This window comes from Hydrogenophaga sp. (assembly GCF_051007235.1).
GTDB lineage: Bacteria > Pseudomonadota > Gammaproteobacteria > Burkholderiales > Burkholderiaceae_C > Hydrogenophaga.
On the sequence record NZ_JBPCSJ010000280.1, the window covers coordinates 1 to 1,458 of the forward strand.

The following is a 1,458-nucleotide window of genomic DNA, read 5'->3' on the forward strand; positions in this document are numbered from 1 at the left end:
GAATGGACCCAGGCCAAAGAGGAACTGGAGCTGGTCGAGGGCGCGTCGCCAGCCTTCGACAAGGACGCCTTCCTGACGGGACAACAGACGCCCATGCTGTTCGGCTCGGCCGTCAACAACTTCGGCGTGCGCGAGGTGCTGGACGCCCTGGTCGATCTGGCCCCGCAGCCGGGCGCCAAGGCGGCCATCCAGCGCGTGGTCGAGCCCGTGGAGCCCAAGTTCAGCGGCGTGGTGTTCAAGATCCAGGCCAACATGGACCCGGCGCACCGCGACCGCATCGCCTTCGTGCGTGTGGCCAGCGGCCATTTCGAGCGCGGCATGCGCCTGAAGGTGGTGCGCAGCGGCAAGGAACTGCGGCCCAACACGGTGGTGAGTTTCCTGTCACAGCGCCGCGAGCTGCTGGACGAGGCCTTTGCCGGCGACATCATCGGTATCCCGAACCATGGCGTGCTGCAGCTGGGCGACACTCTGACCGAGGGCGAGGCCCTGCAGTTCACCGGCCTGCCCTTCTTCGCGCCGGAAATCATCCGCAGCGTGGAAGTGGCCGATCCGCTCAAGACCAAGCAGCTGCGCGCCGGCCTGACCCAGCTGGGCGAAGAAGGCGCGATCCAGGTGTTCCGCCCCATCGCCGGCACGGTGCTGCTGCTGGGCGCGGTGGGTCAGCTGCAGTTTGAGGTGGTGGCGCACCGGCTGGAGCATGAGTACGGGGTCAAGGCCCGCATCACGGGCAGCTCTTACAACGTGGCGCGCTGGGTGACCTGCGCACCGGAAGACGGTGGCGAGCAGGAGCTCAAGCGCTTCATGGACGCCAACGCCCACCGGGTGGCGCTGGACGCGGTGGACGCACCCACCGTGCTGTTGGACCACATGGCCACGCTTCGGGCGGTGGAAGCCAACTGGCCCAAGATCAAGTTCCACGCGATGCGCGAGCACGCGGGGCTGGTGTTCCATAAAAGTATGTAACCCCCCGCGCCGCCTGCGGCGTCACCCCCCAGGGGGCAACGCGTGTGGCCCGGCAAAGCCGGTTCCACCGCGTTCTCGTCGAGCTGCCTTTCAGTTCTCGTTGGACACAAGGCGCTCGACCACCTGGGGATAGATCAGGTGCTCCTGCGTGAGCACGCGGGCCGCCAGGCTCTGGGCAGAGTCGCCGGGCAAGACCGGCACCACCGCCTGGTCCAGGTACTCGCCATGGTCGAGTTCGGCGGTCACGCGGTGGACGGTGCAGCCAGCAAACTTGCAGCCGGCGTCGATGGCGCGCTGGTGGGTCTGCAGGCCCGGGAAAGCAGGCAGCAGGCTGGGGTGGATGTTGATCAGCCGGCCGGTGTAATGCGCCACAAAGCCAGTTGTGAGGATGCGCATGAAGCCGGCCAGCACCACCAGCGCCGGGTCGTGGCGGTCGATCTCGCCCATCAGCGCAGCGTCGAACGCCTCGCGCGAGGCGTAGGCCTTGTGGTCCAG

2 protein-coding genes are annotated in these 1,458 nt (G+C 67.6%); one reads left to right on the forward strand and one right to left on the reverse strand.

What is annotated here, in order from left to right:
- Nucleotides 1-963, forward strand: a 963-nt coding sequence (locus tag ACR2JA_RS09960; protein WP_434008930.1) for an EF-Tu/IF-2/RF-3 family GTPase, incomplete at its 5' end; no start/stop codon positions are given.
- Nucleotides 964-1,053: 90 nt separating this feature from the next.
- Here the strand turns inward: ACR2JA_RS09960 and purN are convergent.
- Nucleotides 1,054-1,458, reverse strand: a 405-nt coding sequence (purN, locus tag ACR2JA_RS09965; RefSeq protein WP_434008931.1) for a phosphoribosylglycinamide formyltransferase, incomplete at its 5' end; no start/stop codon positions are given.